This is a genomic window from Nocardia abscessus (assembly GCF_015477775.1).
GTDB lineage: Bacteria > Actinomycetota > Actinomycetes > Mycobacteriales > Mycobacteriaceae > Nocardia > Nocardia abscessus_A.
Window position 1 is genome coordinate 102,968 of record NZ_JADLQO010000007.1, and the last position, 14,853, is coordinate 117,820.

The following is a 14,853-nucleotide window of genomic DNA, read 5'->3' on the forward strand; positions in this document are numbered from 1 at the left end:
TTCTCGTCACGGTTCACCCGTGCGCGCCCTGGTAGAGGGCATCGAATTTCTCCCCACCCACCGGCCTGCCGAGGGCGGTCAGGTACAAGGTCTGCCGCCCGGCGGGCAACGCCCGGTTCCAGTACTCCGGCGCGAGTCCCCCGACTCCCGTGACGCCTGCCCCGTGCCGGGCGGCGACGAGGTAGAGCACCTGTCCGACGACTCCGGTGCCGAGCAGCAGCGCCTGCCGACCGGCGTCGATGGTCGAGTCGTCTTCGCTCGCGGGAGCGCTGAAGACGACGAACGCTTCCGCGCCGAGCAGATGCTCCTGTCCGGCCAAGCCGGTCAGCAGGTCACCGGACGGCAAGGCCGCCCCTGCGGACAGCTTCCCCACCAAGTGCACCGTCGGCATCGGCAATCCCAAGCGGTTCAGGGCGGCGGCGGCGATGTCGAGCGCGCCCCCGACGATGGCGTCGAGGTCGTAGCCGGGCGGGGTGCCGGTGCCGAAGGCCGCCGCCGAGCGGCGGATCGGGATGAACCGCGCCAGGTTGCCGGGCAACTCGCCCGCGCGGTCGAAGAACACCGGCTGTGGTGGGCCCGGCGGACGCAGGCGGTCGGCCCACTGCTCGAACTCGTTGCGGCCCATCTGCACCCGCGGCATCGAAGTGGTGACCAGCCGCCAACCGTCGGCTTCCCCGTCGTGCGGGACGAACGCGCGCACCAGTCCCGCGGCGAGCACATCGCCCGCCGCACCGCCGGGACCGGTGCCCGGCAGACCCTGCGCGAAGCGGTCGGCCGCGCTGTCCTCACGGTCCAGCAGCGCGAGGGAGAACAGGGCGTGACCGGCGTCGATCAGGTGGTAGAGGTAGCCGCGGGCGCCGTATTTGCGCATGGACAGCCAGGGCCGCCCGACCAGCAGGCACAGATAGTCGTCGGCGTCGGTGGTGAAGCCGGTGTCGGCACGCATCACCAACTGCTTGCGGGCCGGGTCCAGCAACGCGATCGCACCGGAATCCGGTGCCACCAAGAGGATCTCGTAGGGGTAGGTAGCCCCGGCGGAGGGCACGAAACGGGATCCGTCGCGGCGGCGACCGATCAAGCGGTCCACGTGACCGACCGCGCCGGCCACCGGTCCGGTGAGCGGTTCGATGCCGACGGTCTGCGGCAGCGGCGGATGGATCACATCGCCCCAAGCCAGGCCGGCTCCGGCTATCTGCACGTCAGCTCCATTCCGCGGTCTCCGGGTGCGCGCGGTGCACCCGTCTGCGGGTGTGCTCCCAGTACGAACGCACCGAGAGGTCGGCGAAGATGTAGTCGCGCTTGGCGGCCACGTCGAGGGAGTTCGAGGTCGCGAACGGCCGGGTGCTGGCCAGCGCGTCCAGCTGGAGCCGGCAGGCGCGTTCGAGCATCAGCGCGAAGACCACCGCGTGGCGCACACTGCGGCCCACGACCACGCTGCCGTGGTTGACCAGGAACACCCCGACCCCGTCATCGAGGGTCTTGGCGATCGCGGCGCCGACGTCGAGGGTGAGCACGGTGTTGCTGGTGTCGTGGAAGCGATGGACCTCGCCGCCGAGCAGCGCGCCCTCGTGGCTGAGCGGCACCAGCTCGGCTTCGAGGGCGCCGAACACCAGGCTCGCCGGGGCGTGGCTGTGCACGATGCCCGCGACGTCCGGGCGGGCGGCGTAGATGGCTTGGTGCAGCGGCAGTTCCGGCGGCGCCTGCGGGTCGGGCGCCTCGGCGGCGTCGACCCCGGCCTCGACGAAATCGGCGGGGGTGGCCTCGTCGAAGCCGACCAGTGCGCCCTTGATGGCGAAGCGATCCCGGCCCGGCCTGCGGACCGAGATCTGGCCCTGGTTGAAGTCGTCGTGGCCCCCGGATGACAGTGCTCGCGCACCGATCGCCGCTTGGATCACCAATGCGGAAGTCATAGCGTCCTCACAGTCGTGCCGCGATGGCGTTGCGCTGGATCTGGTTGGTGCCCTGAATGATCTGCAGGAGTTTGGCCTCGCGCATCCACCGCTCCGCCGCCTCGCCGGGCAGGTAGGCCGAAGCACCGAGGATCTGGACGGCGTCGGTGCTCACCCGCATGGCGGTGTCGGTGGCGAAGAGTTTCGCCTGGGCGGCGAGCAGCCCGGCCTCCGGTCCGCCCGCGTCGATCTCCGCGCACGCGCGGTAGAGCAACTGCCGGGACGCGGCGAGCTGGGTGGCCATGTCGGCCAGGAGGTGACCGACGGCCTGGTGCCGGATGATGGGCACGCCGAACTGGATTCGCGTCTTCGCGTATGCCGTCGAGCGACGCACCGCCGCCTCGGCGAGCCCGACCGCGCACGCCGCCAAGCCGACCCGGCCCTGGGTGAACATGTCGTCGGCCACCCGCGCGCCGCGGTTCACCCGGCCGAGTACGCGATCAGCGGGCACCTCGGCGCCGTCGAACACGATGTCGGCGCTGGGCAGCGCGGCGGCACTGTGCTTCTGGGCCGCGGGCGCGACGGTGACACCGGAGGTCGCGGCGTCCACGGCGAAGCAGGTCAGCCCGCCGAGCCCGGCGTCGCTGGTGCGCGCGTAGACGACGAACACGCCGGCCAGCGGCGCGTGTCCCGCCCAGGTCTTGGTGCCGAGCAGGCGAAATCCGTTGTCGGTCGGTTCGGCTCGCAACTCGATGGCGGACATGTCGGATCCGGCCGCGGGCTCGCTCACACAGTTGGCGCCCAGCATCCGGCCTTCGACCAGCGCGGGTACGAGCGCGGCCCGCACCTGCGGCTGCCCGTGCCGGGCGATGGTGCGGGCGACGAGGGTCTGCAAATGCACCGATTCGGCCAGAGCGAGCCAACTCTCGGCGATGACCTCGACGTTCGCGCAGAACTCGCGTACCGCTCCCGGTTCCTGCGCGATCACCCGTTCGGCCAGGCCGGTCGCCATGATCCGGCGGAACAGCTCCGCGGGGAATCGGCCCCCGCGCTCGTGCTCGGTCACGGTCTCTGCGCAGTCACCGAGCAACTCGCGCAACCGGTCCGTACCCCACGCAGTCGTCGACGATTCCGAGATGCTCGTGCTCTGCCGCGGATCCGCCGCGCCGACGCCCCCGCGCTGTCGTGCCGCTCCCGCGGCCGCCCCGGTCATGTCCCCGCTCCCGCGAGTTCGGCGAAAGCCTCGGCCGCGGTATACCGGCCGGGGGCGGCCTGTTCCAGCCACCCCGCGAGCGACAGCGCTGCCGCGGCGGGTCCGCGCAGATCACGGACGCGGTGGCTCAGTTCCCAGCTCTCCCCCACCGCCGTGATCACCACCTGGTGGTCGCTGACCGGCGCACCGTAACGCTGCGCGAGGATCGTCGCGCCGTCCGGCAGCAGTGCGGCCAGGTTCTTCGCGGTCGCCGAGGGCGTGTCGAGCTTGGTGGTGGGATGACGGTCGAGGACGGTGAACTCCGCGTCCGCCACCAATGCGGCGGCCAAGCCCGCCGCGAGTTCGGTGGCCCGGGCCTGCAACCAATGCAGCGGGCTCAGGTTGGCGGCGAGCATGACCGGAATATCCTGCGCGAGAGCGGCGAACGTCTCGTTCGCCGTATCGGGCCGACCGGACACGCACGACAGCAACGCCGCCCCGGTGCGCACGCAGTAGGCGGCCACCGCGTCGAGCGCGGCGGGCCTGCTGGCGTCGATCACCACCCCGGGCATTCCGGCGCCGATCGTCCATCCGGCGGAGTCGGCGACGGTCAGCACCGGCACCCCCGCCCGCTCGCAGGCGGCGACCACCGCCCGGCCGAGGCGGCCGGTGGCGCCGACCACCGCGACCGGGCGGTCAGGCGTCCTCGACACCCTGGTTCCTCAGATAGGCCACGATCGCGGCGACCGTGCGCAGGTGGTCGAGATCGTTCTCCAGATCGATCTCGACGCCGTAGCGGATCTCCAGTGCGTCGACCAGCCGCAGGAACGCCAGCGAGGTCATCCCGGCGTCGGCGAACGTCTGCTCGGAGCGCTGCGCGGTGTCGGCGTCGACCGTGCCGTCGGTCGCGGTCGCGACCAGATCGGCGACCGCCTTCGTGAGCGAATCCTCCATTACCTCGGACATCAGCGGCCTCCCGTGACCGGTTGCTGGAATGTGTGCGTGAGCAGCTCACGCACCGCCGCGGCCTTGACCTTGCCGGTGGCGCCACGGGGCAGTTCCCCGACGACGACGAGCACCTCGGGCACCTTGTAGTCGGCTAGGCGTTCGCGCAGGAATCCGCGCAACTGCGCCGCCTCGAGCGGGGCGCGGGTCTGCACCGCCGCGCCCACGCAGTCCCGGCCGCTGGGCGTGGTCAGCGCGAGCACTTTGCACTCGATCACGTCGGGGTGCGCGGTGATGGCGTCGCTGACCGACTCGACGGTGAACTTGCGGCCGCCGATGTCGAGCACCGGCTGGGCACGGCCGCCGAGGAAGAGTTCGCCGTCCACCACCGAACCGGTGTCGGAGGTGACATAGCTGCCGTCGGCGGCGATCGCGCGCTCGAATTCCCCCGGGTAGTTCAGATACCGGGTGCCCATCGACGCCGTGCGCACGTGCAGCACCTCGGCTCCGTCCGCGCCGAGGCGGGATTCGACGGTGACGCCCGGCAGGAGCATGCCGTTGCCCTCGGGTCTGCTGCCGTCGGCGAAGGTGACGGGCCCGGTCTCGGCGATGCCGTAATAGTCCGAGATCGGACCAGACAGCGCCGTCACGTGCGCCGCGACCGAGGCAGGCAGCGGCGCCGCCGACGACAGCCGCAATCGGATGCCGCGCAACGCTTCTCGCGCCTGTTCCGGTAGAGCGGAGCCCGTGTAGTCGGTGAGCCGCTCGTAGGCGGCGGGGAAGGCCACCAGAATGCTGGGGCGCAGCGTCGAGACCTGCCGCACGATCGCGCCGCCGCTGGGCATCCCGCCCGGCAGGGCCAGGCTCGCGCCGGTCAGCAGGCTCGGCATCAGCGTGGTGTTGAAGGCCAGGCCGTTGTAGAGACCCGCGAAGCACAGGCTCAGGTCCGCTCGCGTCAATCCGGCGGCGCCGGACCAGGTTCGAGCCGCCGCCAGCACGGCACGTGCGGAGAACTCGATGCAGGCGGGCGCCCGGGTGGACCCGGAGGTCAGGCGTCCCAGTTCGGTATCCGGCGCGAGCGCGGGACGCGCACCGCCGCGTCCGGTCGGCACCGCCACCGAGCGGTCGTCCAGCGCCACCGATCCGGCGCGGTCGGCGTCGGTGGGCGCGTGGACGACGGCATCGATGCCGCAGCCGTGGACCAGCGTGTCGATCTCGGCCCGCCCCAGGCTCGGGTCGGCCAGGATGGGCAGGTCCGCCCGCGACCACACGGCCAGCAGGGTGGCGATGTAGTCGGGGTGATTGGCCAGCGTCAGCAGGATGCGGCTGCCGCCGCGCGGGGCGACGCCGTCGAGGAGATCGGCCCGGCGGGCGGCGTCCGCACGCAGGTCGGCGAAGGTGCGGGTCTCCCGCGGGGTGAGCACCCTGGCATCGGGCGCGGCGTCCATCGCGGCGGCGACCGCCTCGTACAGACGGGTCGGCCGCGGACCGTCGGCGCTCATGCCTGCCCACCGAATTCGATCTCCGGACCGAACAAGCCGCGCAGGATCTCGGTGGTGTTGGTGCGCAACGCCCGTTCGGCCAGCGGGTCGAGCATGTCGGCCAGCGACGGAATGCCGAGATCTACGACGGCGTCGAAGCGCACCGTCACCGCGTCGTCGTGCGCCGTCACCTGCCACGCGCCGTCGAAGCGCGCGAGATCACCCGTGATCTGCTCGAACGACAGGATGCGCGCGACCTCGTCGACGACGTCACGTTCGGTCCACTGCAGCAGCCCGTTGCGGAACCACACCGACCAACTGCTCACCTGGGTGCCGTGCGGGTCGACATCGAGGGTGATGTCACGGACCACGTCGGCGTGCTCGGCGTAGGAGGGGAAATCACGCAGGCGCGCGAACACCACGTCGGGGTCGGCATCGCGCACGGTCGCCCGCACCGCCACGGAACGCTCGGCCATCAGACCATCACCTCGCTGCGCCCGTGCGCGGCCGAGCCGGCCTCGGCCATGTTCTCGCGGGCGATCACGGTGCGGTAGGTGATGCGCATGACCTCTTCCGCGTCGGTGTTCGAATACGCCTGCGGCGCACCGGGAATCACACCGAGCGAGGTGGGCATGGGCTCGGGTTGGAACAGCGCGGCCAGGGTGGTCATCAAATTCGCCATCTTGGTCTTCTCGGCGGGGCGCAGATCGTCGAAGAACGCGGGTTTGAGCAGACGCTGGAAGATCTCGGGATCGGCGCGGCGCGGACTCCGGTGCGGCAGGCCGTACTCCGCGGCGGTCTCGTCGAAGATCTCCAGCAGGCGGTGGGCGGTGATCGCGGTGGGGCCGATGGTGGCCCACGCCACCTCCGGCGCGTCCTGCGCGTCGACCACCGCCGCGATCATCCCGGCTACCACGTCACACGGCACCAAGTCGTAGCGGGCTCGAGCGGCGCACAGGAACAGCGGCACCGAGCCGCGCAGCATCGCGCGGGAAATACTGTGCACACCTTGATATTCGGTGATCGCGCCGGTCTTCGAGTGACCGCCGATCGCCGAGGGGCGGACGATGGTGTACGGGAGGCCGCTACCCCGAACGGCCGCCTCGCCCGCCCTCTTGGCAGCGAGGTACTCGCCGGGACGCAGGGTGGCGTAGCCGCCGGTGACGTCCTCCGGTGGCTCCAGATCGACGAACGCGGTGCTGACGTGCACCACACGCGCCGAGGCGCGCGCCGCCAGGTCCAGCACGCGCTGGGTGCCGGTGACGTTCACCTCGTGCAATTCCTCGGCGCCCGCGGCGAAATCGACGTTCGCCGCGCAGTGCACGACGAGATCGAGTCCGTCGAGCACCAGTTCGGCGTCCCTGGCATCCAGTCCGAGTCCCGGCGCGGTGATGTCGCCGCGCACCACGCCCGCGGCGTGCGCGACGGGGCGGCTGTGGGTGAGCGCCACGACCTCGTGCCGGGCGCTGAGCATCCGCATCAGCGGCACTCCGACGACACCGGCGCCGCCGGTGACGAAGATCTTCACGACTTCTCCTCGCAGAAGGTCAGTTCGCGTGGGCCGCCAGGCGCACGCAAGCTCTTTCGAATGCCTCCAGCAGCCATGCCTCATCGAGTGGCTGCAAGGTGGCCGGTGGGGTCAGGCGCAGCACCGGACCCGCGTTGAGCGAGTGGTTGACGATCACCCGAGCGTCGAGCATTTCCAGCAGGAATTCGCCCGCCAGTCCCGCGTCGGCGAACTCGAGGCCGAAAAGGGTGCCTGCGCCGCGGATGTCGACGAGCTGCCGAGGGCAGGTGCGATCACGGATCTCGGTGAGTCCGGTGCGCAACCGGGCCCCGATCCGCGCCGAGGCGCCGACCAGGTCCTCCTCGCGCAGCACCGCCAGTGTCGCCGTGGCGGCGGCCATGCCGAGCGGGGCCGCGGAGAAAGTGGAGGTGTGCAGGCACAAGTCGGCGTCGAAGGCCGCGTACGCCTCCTCGGTGGCGATCGCGGCGGAGACCGGCAGCACGCCGCCGCCGAGGCTCTTGCCGACGAGCAGCACGTCGGGGGTGATCTGCTCGACCTCGCCGCGCCACCAGGTGCCGGTCCGGCCGAGTCCGGTCATGATCTCGTCGAGGACCAGCATCGCACCCCGGTCGCGGCACAGCCGCTGCGCCTGCGCCAGATATCCGGCGGGTGGCACGATCACCCCGCCTTCGCCCTGGATCGGTTCGAGCACCACGCAGGCGTCCGAACCGTCGGAGCCGAGCGCTGCGTCCAGTGCGGCCGCGTCGCCGTAGGGCACCCGGGACGCACCGTGCAGCAGGGCGCGGAACGGTCCCTGGTAGGTGTCGTTGGCGGTCAGCGACAGTGACCCGAGGGTCTTGCCGTGGTAGCCGCCCGCCGCCCCGATCAGCCGGGTCCGTCCCAGGATCGCGGCCATCTTCAGCGCCGCCTCGGTGGCCTCGGTGCCCGCGCCCGCGAAGTACACCTTGGTCAGTCCGGCCGGGGCGACCTCGGCCAATGCCGCCGCCGCGCCCGCCGCCGCGGATTCGAGCAGGCCGCGGGTGCCGACCGGATGACGGCCCAGCTGCTCGGTCACCGCGTCGACTACGCGCGGGTGGCGCGCTCCCAGCAGGAAGACGCCGTAACCACCGCAGTTCAGGAATTCGCGGCCGTCGGTGGTCCACAGGCGCGCCCCCTCGGAGCGATGCTCCACCAACCCACCGAGCAGGTTGCCCAGCTGCGCCCGCGCTCTGCCGAGATGCCGCCGGGTTTGCTCGAGAACCACGAATTCCGTTGTCATACAACACTTTCCGGGTCATAATGTGGGCACCCACCAGCACCCCCTGAGTACATGAGAGACCTTAAGTTTCAGTCTCTCAAAGCGTCAACTCGACTGCGGCCGCACCGGACATGAACGGCCGACCATAAAGCCTTGGAGCTGCCCGGTTCCCTCCAGTTGTGGCATGGCCCACAACCGCAGGTCACAGACAAGTTCCCTCGCGCGCAACGGGACCGCGACCGAGATAGGTCCGATCGCTCAGCAGCCCGGCAGGCTGTGGCCCGGACGGGCTTCGCTGGCCCGATCCGCCCGTCCACCAGGCGGTTAACCTTCTGTTTGCGCGAGAACCACTGATCGGTCCGGACCATTGTTCATCCTTGAACCATGCGATTGGTGATCATCGGCGGCGGCATCGTCGGCACCGCCCACGCCCTGGCCGCGATCCGCCGCGGACACGAAGTCGTGCAGCTGGAACGGGAACCGGAGGCCCGCGGGGCGACCGTGCGCGATTTCGGCCTGATCTGGGTGTCCGGGCGGTCGGCCGCGGACCTCGACCTCGCCCTGCGGTCGCGGGTGCTGTGGGAGGAGATCGGCGGCAAGGTGCCCGGCGTCGGATTCCGGCCGGCGGGCTCGCTCACCCTGGTGCGCACCCCGGAGGAACTGGCGGTGGCCGAGGCCGCGGCGGCCGGTCCCGGGGCCGAGGCGCGCGGATTCGAATTGCTCGACCCCGAGCGCGTTCGCGCCGTCAATCCCGCGCTGCGCGGCAAATTCCTCGCCGCACTGCATTGTTCGACCGACGCCGTGGTCGAGTCGCGACAGGCGCTGCCCGCACTGCGCGCCTACCTCACCGCGAGCGACCGCTACACCTTCCATTCCGGCACCGAGGCCAGGGCGGTCACCGACACCGGTTCCGGCGCGCGGGTGCGCGACGACCGCGACCGCGTCTTCGACGCCGATCTGGTGCTCGTCTGCCCCGGCGCCGCGCACACCGGCCTGGCCAGGGAACTGGCCGGAACGCTCCCGGTGCGGCGGGTCCGGCTGCAGATGATGCAGACCGCCTCGCTGGGCGAACCGCTCACCACGGCTGTCGCCGACGGCGACAGCTTCCGCTACTACCCCGGCTTCGCGGGCCCCGAGGTGGACCTGCTCAACCGCGAACAGTCGCAGACCGCGACGGCCGCCGAGCACAAGATGCAACTGCTGTGCGTGCAGCGCCTGCACGGTGGTCTGACCATCGGCGACACCCACGAGTACACCGAGCCCTTCGCTTTCGACGTCGACGAAGCCCCGTACGAACATCTCACCGCCGTCGCCGAGGAGTTGCTGGGCCACGAACTGCCGCCGATCGTGCGGCGCTGGGCAGGCGTGTACAGCCAGAGCGTCGACCCCGACGTCCCGGTCACCCGCGCCCGAGCCGACCGCAATGTCTGGGTGATCACCGGCCCCGGCGGCCGCGGCACGACCCTCGGCCCCTCCCTCGGCGAGGAAACCGCCGACCTGCTCGGACTCTGAGGAGCCCGCTCGGCCGGGTGAGATGCCGGGCCGCACTGCGACCATCCGGTGCCACAGCCGCGTCCCCGCGTCGCAGTAGAGATGCGGAGGATCGACATACCGCGTACAGCACCCGCATCGATCCTTCGATCAGATCCTCGATCTGAGCATCGACATTCGGGCCTCCCGTCGCCGTCCGATCGCGACATTATGCGTTACCGGACGTATCCCAAATCCTGGGAGCCGTTGTGCTGTCACACCACAGAATCCGCGTGTCGATTCGCGCCGGTAGCCCCGCGTGTAAAGAATGCTCGCAAGCACGAAAGTAATTGTCCGCCAGAGCATAACGCGCAATACGGAGCGGACGGGAATGACTGGAGAATTAGCGGTGGTACTGCTGTGGGTGGCAATCGTTGCCATCATCCTGGTTCTGCTCGGCGGTGCGGCCGCGGCCATGGTGTGGGATCCGAATTCCCGCCGTGAAGTCCGGGCAGCCGACGAGGGGGCCACACTGCCGCTGACGAGCATGGGGACTGCGCACGAGAGTTGGCCGCGTCGGCGCTGAGGTGTCGCACGCCGGTCGTGGATCCCTCCGCGCACCAGTCCGTCGACCGCCCCGGGGATCCCGCGCCGGGAATTTGCCAGCAGATTGCTATTTACCGCGCAATAGGGCTTCCGAGCACCTGTTCACCGGGTAGTTTGAGCGTGCAGAACGCTGCGCCGCGACTCGCCGGGCGCCTGCGCGCGGCGTCGGCACCGAGAATTCCCGGAAAGAATGGAGGTGCAGCGATGACAGGCCCAGATGCCGCGCCTGAACCGTGGCCCGCCTTGCGCGTCGATAGCTGGACTCCTACCCGCGAGACGCTGCATATGTGGACACAGATCGTCGGCAAGATCAGACTCTCCCGCGCTCCGCTGGTCAACCACTGGTGGCAGGTGACGTTCTACGTCAGCCCGCGGGGACTGACCACATCCGCGATCCCGCATGCGGCGGGGTGCTTCGACATCGAGTTCGACTTCCTCGACCACCGGTTGCACATCCGCTCCAGCGATGGCCGCACTCGTCAGGTCGCGCTCGAACCCAAGCCGGTGGCGGCCTTCTACGGCGAAACCGTCGACGCGCTCGGCGAACTCGGCATTCCGGTGCACATCCAGGGCAGACCCAATGAGGTCGAGCCCGCGATACCGTTCGCCGAGGACTACGAGCACCGCTCCTATGACGCCGCGTCCGCCACCTTGTTCTGGCGGCAACTGATCGCCGCCGATCGCGTCATGCACCGGTTCCGATCGGGTTTCCTCGGCAAAGTGAGCCCCGTGCACTTCTTCTGGGGAGCGATGGATCTGGCGTGCACCAGATTCTCCGGGCGGGCCGCTCCTCGGCACCCGGGCGGCGCCCCCAACTGTGGCGACTGGGTCATGGTCGAGGGCTACTCGCATGAACTGAGCAGCTGCGGCTTCTGGCCGGGCGGCGGCGCGGAAGGCGCCTTCTATGCCTACGCGTATCCGGAGCCGGACGGCTTCTCCGACTGCCACGTCGGTCCGCGAGAAGCTTTCTACAGCACGGAATTGCGGCAGTTCCTCCTGCCGTACGAGGCAGTTCGCACCGCCGAAGCGCCCGAGTCGGCGCTGCTCGAGTTCCTCGACTCGACGTACACGGCCGCCGCCGAACTCGGCCACTGGGACCGATCGGCCTTGGAGGCGGACACGGGCCGCTGGAATCACAAGCGCCGAGTCCACGACGTGGGCGTGGTGCAGCCGTGATCGGCTCCGACTGCGAGTAGTGCGCCGGTGACGGTCGCGCTCCACGGTCGCGACGCGCCTCGGCGCGCCGATCGCCGGGGACTGTCGCAAACCCCGCAACCGTTGCGACGGCATCCTTGTTACCTACCCAACGGCACGTTGGACAGAGGCCAAATCTTCCGCGACGTCCGGCACGACCGTGCCATCAACGACGTGATCAGGTCCTCGATCCGTGCCATCCCCACTCTTGGGAACAAACACGTGTGTTGGGTCACCGATCAATGTATCGTTATATGACGGCACGTTAATCGACGGGATGAATCTCATGGAGAACTCAAGGAAGCGCGTAACAGTGCGTCGAGTGGTGGCTTCGGCGCTGATCGGTGGAGCGGTCGTGACGGCAGCGTCCGTCGCTGCACCGGAATCTTTCGTGACCACGACAGCGGACCGGTACTCGCACAACCCGGCCGACAAGCGTGGTTCCGGCGTGGGAGAGCGGAGCCGGAGCAGCAATCACGGCGGATACCGTGGACGCACCGAGCGCCCCTGCCAGTACACCCCCGAGGGATACTGCACCGGACGGCGCTGACGGCTCCGCGAAGCCACACCGCGGGGAATTCGGCCGACCTCACCCGAGGCCCGCGACGGGCCCCCTGCGCCACGCTCGAACGCCCGGCCTCGAACCGGCGGGCAGCGACAGCGATCCGGCGGCCGCACGGCGGTGAAGTCGTGACCGCCTATGGAATCCGAGAACCGGCCCGACGCAGAACCGTCGGGCCGGTGCGGTGCGAGTCCGGGCCGTGCGTCAGCCGATGATCGCGTTCATGATGGTGCCCGCGCTCGTCGCCACCGCGCCGCCCGCCATCGCGCTGGCGACCATCTTCGGCGACTGCAGTGTGCCGCCGTTCCATTTCTCCCACGCGAACCTGCCACCGCCGTAGGTGATCGCCGTGATCCCGGACAGCTGGACCAACCAGGTGAAGTAGCGGCCCATCTGCATCAGTTTGTCCGCGAGCGGCGGCTCTTCCGCGGTCGGATTTTCGAACTGCTGCGCGATCACGGTGTCGTGCAGCGCGGCGAGAATCATGCTCACGTTCGGGCTCCTTTTCGCATGCCGAGATGACAATGGAGACAGATTCGAGAGAAAGAACTGCGCTACCGAGGACTTCGGCGCGCCACGGGCACTGCGACGCGCACGGCCGCCGATCCGGCGGTCCCGTGGCGTATTGCCGGAAAACGCGTGACAAGATCAATTAGACCGCACGGCGCGGGTGTATTCCCGGCGACACACCGGGGCGCGCATGATTCAACTCACAGCGTGCAACCGTGCCGGGCAAGGCTGCGACTTCTACGATTTGACTTAGTGCAGGGGCTGACATGATGTCGGTGCAGTGCGGCGCCGAACCTTCCGCTGAGATCACCGTGACCGGGAGGGCACAATGCACACCGCTTTCTTGATTCCACTGCTCATCACCCTATTGATCGTCACAGCGACGGCCGTCGTTGCCGGTTACGCCACCGTTGTCGCGGCGTATTGGTTCGAGCTGCGCTCCACCGAAAAACACGGCGGACGACCGGACATTTCACCACGCTGACTTTCGTCGAATACGCGACGGGCCGGGGCGTCGCTACGACACCCCGGCCCGTCGTTTCATCCGATCAGACCGCTACGCCCGATTTCGCGGTCACCGTCTCGCCGATCCACGGCAGGACGGCGTCCCGGACGCGGACCGTCCTCGGCAACAAGCCGTTGGCGGCCAGCAGGTCCGCCGCGTGCTGCTGTTCGTCCAGGAAATCCTCGGAAACGGGTTCGACACCGAAGGGCCTGCCGCTCAGGGCGGCTTCCCACGCGTCCAGGCTCGCGGTGCCCCCGCGAGCGACCACGTCGTCCACGAAGTACTGGGCGGCCGCACGCGGGTTCTCCTCGATCCACGCGTCGGACTGCTGCAACGCGATGATGATCGCCGTCAGCTCCGCCCGGTTCCCCTCGGCGAAGTCCCGACGGGTGAACCACAGCGAGGGATGGCTGAACAGGGACTCGGTGTCCACGAGGGTCCGCAGCTCGGCGGCCGTCTCGATCGAGGCCAGACCCGGATACGCGCCCACCCAGGCGTCCAGGTCGCCACGCAGCAGCGCGGGGCCGCCGTCGTGCACGTCGGTGTCCACCGGCTCGATGTCCTTCCACGCCAGGCCCGCGCGGTCCAGCGCGAGCAACGCGAGTGTGGTCTGCCAGGAACCGTGGGCGATGCCGACGCGCTTGCCCTTCAGATCCAGCACCGTCTCGATGCCGGAATCGGCCTTGGTGACCAGGCGGCCGTTCTCCACCCGTGGTCCGGAGATGCCGACGTAGACGATGTCGCGGCCGTTGGCCAGCGCGGTCAGCGGAGGTGTGAAGCCGGTGCCGATGAAGTCGTAGCCGCCGGTGAACAAGTGATCGGAATGCAGCGACGGCAGACCCGTCCTCGGGTCGACCGGCGCAGGGCGCGGCAGGTCGCGCAGATCGACCCATTCCACGTCGGGCAGCTGCTTTTCCAAGATGCCGCGGTGGCGCAGGACGAACAGGGAGTTGTTGTGCGGGAAATAGCCGACACGAATGGTCATGATCGCTCCTCGGTTTCGCTACAGGTGCCGGTCAGATCAGGCCGCGGCGACGGGCCTCGTCGGCGAGCCCACTGCGGCTCCACTGCACCGCGAGGTTGGACGGATCGAATTCGACCGAGCCGCCCAGGGTTTCGGCGATGGCCTGGTACTGCGCGCCCTCTTCGAGCAGCACGACGAACTTCGCCAGCTCCAGCAGCCCCGAGCGTCCGATCACATTGGCTCCGCCGTTGGCCTCGAAGATCGCGACCAGGTCCGGATCGTCGACCAGCTTGGACAGGATGAAATCGCCCGCGCCGACGCTGCGGTCGATGTGCGGCGGGATCGCCCTGGACAGGGTGAGACGCTGCGAGGCCGCGTAGCGGATCGGCAGCGTGCGGTGGGTCTGCGCCCACCCGCCCAGCCACGGCGTGTGGATGTGCACCACGGAGGTGATCTCCGGATGAGCGCGGAACACCTTCGCGTAGCCGGTGACGAATCCGGCGGCGCCCGTTCCGGACAGCACCTGCCCGTCGAAAGTGGCGACCACCGGCGCGACGGTGCGGTCCTCGGCCCAGGGCCCCGGTTCGTTCAGGGCGACGGCGATCTCCTCGCCCGGCACCCGTTCCACGAAGTTGACGGTGCCGTTGCCGGACACGGTGCCGGTCTCCCGGAACACTCGGAATGCCTTCTCGGCGTCGCGTGTCGCGGCGGTGACGAAAGCGGTGACGGACTCCGGCAACCGGGTCTCGGTGGTGGTCATGATCTCTCCT

The 14,853-nt window shown here is 69.6% G+C and carries 16 protein-coding genes; 4 read left to right on the forward strand and 12 right to left on the reverse strand.

What is annotated here, in order from left to right:
- Positions 1–13: 13 nt before the first annotated feature.
- Genes IU450_RS19485 through IU450_RS19525 form a run of 9 tightly spaced genes read right to left on the reverse strand, consistent with a single transcriptional unit; the run spans position 14 to position 8,293 of the window.
- Entirely contained in the window at positions 14–1,198 is a 1,185-nt protein-coding gene (locus tag IU450_RS19485) for a hypothetical protein (RefSeq protein WP_195151186.1), read from the reverse strand.
- 1 nt (position 1,199) lies between these two features.
- Complete coding sequence (locus tag IU450_RS19490; protein ID WP_195151187.1) at positions 1,200–1,910, reverse strand: class II aldolase/adducin family protein; 711 nt, start codon at positions 1,908–1,910, stop codon at positions 1,200–1,202.
- A gap of 7 nt (positions 1,911–1,917) precedes the next feature.
- Positions 1,918–3,102 (reverse strand): acyl-CoA dehydrogenase family protein, encoded by a 1,185-nt coding sequence (locus IU450_RS19495; protein ID WP_195151188.1) that lies wholly within the window; start codon positions 3,100–3,102, stop codon positions 1,918–1,920.
- The gene (locus tag IU450_RS19500; RefSeq protein WP_195151189.1) at positions 3,099–3,794 is read right to left on the reverse strand and encodes a dihydrodipicolinate reductase C-terminal domain-containing protein; all 696 of its coding nucleotides are present in this window, start codon (positions 3,792–3,794) and stop codon (positions 3,099–3,101) included. The genes IU450_RS19495 and IU450_RS19500 overlap by 4 nt, the downstream gene beginning before the upstream one ends.
- Complete coding sequence (locus IU450_RS19505; protein WP_195151190.1) at positions 3,778–4,047, reverse strand: acyl carrier protein; 270 nt, start codon at positions 4,045–4,047, stop codon at positions 3,778–3,780. Before IU450_RS19505 ends, IU450_RS19500 begins: the two co-directional genes overlap by 17 nt.
- Positions 4,047–5,528, reverse strand: a complete 1,482-nt coding sequence (locus tag IU450_RS19510; protein WP_195151191.1) for a class I adenylate-forming enzyme family protein — start codon at positions 5,526–5,528, stop codon at positions 4,047–4,049. Before IU450_RS19510 ends, IU450_RS19505 begins: the two co-directional genes overlap by 1 nt.
- A complete protein-coding gene (locus IU450_RS19515) occupies positions 5,525–5,983 on the reverse strand; it encodes an SRPBCC family protein (RefSeq protein ID WP_195151192.1) in 459 nt (152 codons plus the stop codon). Before IU450_RS19515 ends, IU450_RS19510 begins: the two co-directional genes overlap by 4 nt.
- Positions 5,983–7,035 carry an SDR family oxidoreductase gene (locus tag IU450_RS19520; protein ID WP_195151193.1) on the reverse strand — a complete coding sequence of 351 codons (1,053 nt, stop codon included), beginning with the start codon at positions 7,033–7,035 and terminating at the stop codon, positions 5,983–5,985. The genes IU450_RS19515 and IU450_RS19520 overlap by 1 nt, the downstream gene beginning before the upstream one ends.
- 19 nt (positions 7,036–7,054) lie before the next feature.
- On the reverse strand, positions 7,055–8,293 hold the full coding sequence (locus IU450_RS19525; protein WP_195151194.1) for an aspartate aminotransferase family protein: 1,239 nt from the start codon (positions 8,291–8,293) through the stop codon (positions 7,055–7,057).
- A gap of 363 nt (positions 8,294–8,656) precedes the next feature.
- Between IU450_RS19525 and IU450_RS19530 the strand changes: the two genes are divergently transcribed.
- From IU450_RS19530 to IU450_RS19540, 3 genes are all read left to right on the forward strand, one after another.
- Positions 8,657–9,784 (forward strand): TIGR03364 family FAD-dependent oxidoreductase, encoded by a 1,128-nt coding sequence (locus tag IU450_RS19530; RefSeq protein ID WP_195151195.1) that lies wholly within the window; start codon positions 8,657–8,659, stop codon positions 9,782–9,784.
- A 349-nt stretch (positions 9,785–10,133) separates the two neighbouring features.
- Positions 10,134–10,328 (forward strand): hypothetical protein, encoded by a 195-nt coding sequence (locus IU450_RS19535; RefSeq protein ID WP_195151196.1) that lies wholly within the window; start codon positions 10,134–10,136, stop codon positions 10,326–10,328.
- 224 nt (positions 10,329–10,552) lie between these two features.
- Complete coding sequence (locus IU450_RS19540; RefSeq protein ID WP_195151197.1) at positions 10,553–11,524, forward strand: DUF5996 family protein; 972 nt, start codon at positions 10,553–10,555, stop codon at positions 11,522–11,524.
- A gap of 784 nt (positions 11,525–12,308) precedes the next feature.
- On the opposite strand, the gene IU450_RS19545 is transcribed toward IU450_RS19540, so the two are convergent.
- Positions 12,309–12,590 carry a hypothetical protein gene (locus tag IU450_RS19545; RefSeq protein WP_181721668.1) on the reverse strand — a complete coding sequence of 94 codons (282 nt, stop codon included), beginning with the start codon at positions 12,588–12,590 and terminating at the stop codon, positions 12,309–12,311.
- Between the two features lie 352 nt (positions 12,591–12,942).
- Between IU450_RS19545 and IU450_RS19550 the strand changes: the two genes are divergently transcribed.
- Positions 12,943–13,098 (forward strand): hypothetical protein, encoded by a 156-nt coding sequence (locus IU450_RS19550; RefSeq protein ID WP_157230090.1) that lies wholly within the window; start codon positions 12,943–12,945, stop codon positions 13,096–13,098.
- A gap of 64 nt (positions 13,099–13,162) precedes the next feature.
- Here IU450_RS19550 and IU450_RS19555 read toward each other — a convergent pair whose 3' ends face one another.
- Both IU450_RS19555 and IU450_RS19560 read right to left on the reverse strand, forming a co-directional pair.
- Positions 13,163–14,104 carry an ABC transporter substrate-binding protein gene (locus IU450_RS19555; RefSeq protein ID WP_195151198.1) on the reverse strand — a complete coding sequence of 314 codons (942 nt, stop codon included), beginning with the start codon at positions 14,102–14,104 and terminating at the stop codon, positions 13,163–13,165.
- A 31-nt stretch (positions 14,105–14,135) separates the two neighbouring features.
- Complete coding sequence (locus IU450_RS19560; RefSeq protein WP_195151199.1) at positions 14,136–14,843, reverse strand: class II aldolase/adducin family protein; 708 nt, start codon at positions 14,841–14,843, stop codon at positions 14,136–14,138.
- Between the last annotated feature and the right edge of the window lie 10 nt (positions 14,844–14,853).

Coding starts and splice junctions, on each gene's coding strand:
- IU450_RS19490 (WP_195151187.1), bottom strand. CDS start 1,910: ATGACTTCCGCATTGGTGATCCAAGCGGCGATCGGTGCGCGAGCACTG.
- IU450_RS19495 (WP_195151188.1), bottom strand. CDS start 3,102: ATGACCGGGGCGGCCGCGGGAGCGGCACGACAGCGCGGGGGCGTCGGC.
- IU450_RS19505 (WP_195151190.1), bottom strand. CDS start 4,047: ATGTCCGAGGTAATGGAGGATTCGCTCACGAAGGCGGTCGCCGATCTG.
- IU450_RS19510 (WP_195151191.1), bottom strand. CDS start 5,528: ATGAGCGCCGACGGTCCGCGGCCGACCCGTCTGTACGAGGCGGTCGCC.
- IU450_RS19515 (WP_195151192.1), bottom strand. CDS start 5,983: ATGGCCGAGCGTTCCGTGGCGGTGCGGGCGACCGTGCGCGATGCCGAC.
- IU450_RS19525 (WP_195151194.1), bottom strand. CDS start 8,293: ATGACAACGGAATTCGTGGTTCTCGAGCAAACCCGGCGGCATCTCGGC.
- IU450_RS19530 (WP_195151195.1), top strand. CDS start 8,657: ATGCGATTGGTGATCATCGGCGGCGGCATCGTCGGCACCGCCCACGCC.
- IU450_RS19535 (WP_195151196.1), top strand. CDS start 10,134: ATGACTGGAGAATTAGCGGTGGTACTGCTGTGGGTGGCAATCGTTGCC.
- IU450_RS19540 (WP_195151197.1), top strand. CDS start 10,553: ATGACAGGCCCAGATGCCGCGCCTGAACCGTGGCCCGCCTTGCGCGTC.
- IU450_RS19545 (WP_181721668.1), bottom strand. CDS start 12,590: ATGATTCTCGCCGCGCTGCACGACACCGTGATCGCGCAGCAGTTCGAA.
- IU450_RS19550 (WP_157230090.1), top strand. CDS start 12,943: ATGCACACCGCTTTCTTGATTCCACTGCTCATCACCCTATTGATCGTC.
- IU450_RS19555 (WP_195151198.1), bottom strand. CDS start 14,104: ATGACCATTCGTGTCGGCTATTTCCCGCACAACAACTCCCTGTTCGTC.
- IU450_RS19560 (WP_195151199.1), bottom strand. CDS start 14,843: ATGACCACCACCGAGACCCGGTTGCCGGAGTCCGTCACCGCTTTCGTC.